This is a genomic window from Streptomyces sp. WAC04114, from assembly GCF_019733245.1.
Classification (GTDB): Bacteria; Actinomycetota; Actinomycetes; order Streptomycetales; family Streptomycetaceae; genus Streptomyces; species Streptomyces massasporeus_A.
On the sequence record NZ_JAIGQA010000362.1, the window covers coordinates 1 to 1,642 of the forward strand.

General features: G+C 75.0%; 1 protein-coding gene and 1 pseudogene. Both read right to left on the reverse strand.

Annotation, left to right across the window (positions count from 1 at the left end; translation table 11 throughout):
• Nucleotides 1-228 (reverse strand): annotated as a pseudogene (locus K4G64_RS39175) (hypothetical protein); the annotation flags it as partial.
• Nucleotides 225-1,481 carry a MoxR family ATPase gene (locus tag K4G64_RS39180; protein ID WP_221760604.1) on the reverse strand — a complete coding sequence of 419 codons (1,257 nt, stop codon included), beginning with the start codon at nt 1,479-1,481 and terminating at the stop codon, nt 225-227. The pseudogene K4G64_RS39175 and the gene K4G64_RS39180, both read right to left, overlap by 4 nt.
• Between the last annotated feature and the right edge of the window lie 161 nt (nt 1,482-1,642).

Here is a 1,642-nt window from a genome sequence, read left to right on the forward strand (position 1 = left end):
GATGACGGTCTCCCGGGCGGTAGTCATCTCGGGGACTGCGGTGGTCCCGGGAGCGATGACGGTCTCCCGGGCGGTAGTCATCTCGGGGACTGCGGTGGTCCCGGGAGCGATGACGGTCTCCCGGGCGGTAGTCATCTCGGGGACTGCGGTGGTCCCGGGAGCGATGACGGTCTCCCGGGCGATGGTCGTCTCGGGGACTGCGGTGGTCCCGAGGGCGTCCGTCGTCATCGGCCCGCCTTCGCCGCGGCCGCCGCGGACGCCGCGGCAACCGCCGCCGTCGTCCGGTCCGCGCGCCGGGACAGGGACACCACTCCCGCCAGGCGCTCGATCGACGCGGGGACGTCCCAGTCGTCGCGGCGCAGGGCGGCGAGGGTGGTCGCGGGGACGACCACCACGTCCGGGGGGCCGCTCTCCAGGGCATTGACCAGGAGCGCCCAGGCGGCGTCCCAGCGGGCCCGGTCGGGACGGTTGCGGACCGCGGCCACGACCCCGTCCAGCGCGGCCTGCCGCAGGTCCCCCCGCTCGGGCAGCACCGAACCGGCCGGGTCGGCCAGCAGTGTCTCGGGGTCCGGGAGGTCCATCCGGTCCAGGCTCGCCAGCAGTTCGAGACCGGGCCCGTCCCCGACCGTGCCCCGGACCAGCAGGGAGAGGACGTCTCGGGAGGAGCCGGCCGCGGTCGCGAAGGCGATCAGGTGCAGCGTCATCTCCCAGCTGCGCGGGGACGGCCAGGGCCCGCCCCGGCGCACCTCCCCGCTCGGCAGCCGGTGCGCGAGGGCGGGACGTGCGCCGAGCAGCCCGCACACGGCACGGCGGGCGAAGTCCACGGCCTCCGGCAGCTTCCGCGGGTCGAGCCGGGGCAGGGTCGCCCGGGGCCAGACCCCGCCGAGGCCGCGGACGACGACGTCGGTGTCGTGCGTCCATTGCAGGTGGACGAAACGGTTGGCGAGGGGCGGGCTCAGCTCCCAGCCGTCGGCCGCCGAGGAGCGCGGGTTGGCGGCGGCCACGATCCGCACGCCCGGCGGCAGCCGCAGCGCGCCGATCCGCCGCTCCAGCACGAGCCGGAGCAGGGCGGCCTGCACTGCGGGCGGAGCGGTGGACAGTTCGTCGAGGAACAGCAGCCCCCGTCCGGCCCGCACCAGGCGTACGGCCCAGTCCGGCGGGGCCATCGGCACGCCCTGCTCGGCGGGGTCGTCACCGACGATCGGCAGCCCCGAGAAGTCGGACGGTTCGTGCACGCTCGCGATGACCGTGGTCAGCGGCAGGTCCAGGGCCGTGGCGAGCTGGGTCAGGGCGGCGGTCTTGCCGATGCCGGGCTCGCCCCACAGCAGCACCGGCAGGTCGGCGGCCACGGCCAGGGTGAGGGCCTCCAGTTGGATGTCGGGGCGCGGTTCGGTGGTGGTGTCCCGCAGCAGGGCCAGCAGGTCGCCGGCCACGTCGAGCTGGGCGGCGGTGTCGGGCAGGGGCGAGGTGTGAGTGCGCATGGGTGATCACCTGTTGCCGGTGGTGGGCCGTCTCGGTGGAACGGAGAAGAGGAACGAAGAAGAAGCGGCACGAAGAAGGGCGGAACGAGGAAGGGCGGCGCGAAGAAGGGCGGGGCGAAAAGGCGGCGAGGAAGGGGGGACGAAGAAGGGGGGGGGAGAAG

Coding starts and splice junctions, on each gene's coding strand:
- K4G64_RS39180 (WP_221760604.1), bottom strand. CDS start 1,481: ATGCGCACTCACACCTCGCCCCTGCCCGACACCGCCGCCCAGCTCGAC.